This window comes from Bradyrhizobium sp. Kon69, from assembly GCF_055807515.1.
On sequence record NZ_JBVVOS010000341.1, the window covers coordinates 1 to 274 of the forward strand.

Annotated in this window: 1 protein-coding gene; it reads left to right on the forward strand. The window is 65.0% G+C overall.

The annotated features are described in order from the left end of the window. The coding region (locus AC0L3U_RS39390; RefSeq protein ID WP_473365120.1) for a hypothetical protein at window positions 1-274 on the forward strand (274 nt) is incomplete at both ends.

The window sequence follows — 274 nt, forward strand, 5'->3', positions numbered from 1 at the left end:
GAGGGCTGGCGGACCAGGCACCCTTCGAAGATTTCGTCGCAAACATGCTCGGTGCCATCGGCCTGCCTGCGACCGAATGCCTGGTGCCGTTTCACGTCGTGCATATGCCAAGCGGCGGCGCCCGCGGACGTAGCATCCAGGCGTTGCCGGACGCGTTGGCGGCCGCACGACGCCTGGATTGGCTGGTGTGCCAGCAAACCCTGAATGGCTCGGGCGACAACCTGCGCGGGCGCTACAAGTCAGCGTACCAAAAGGGTGAATTCACGCCTGCGGT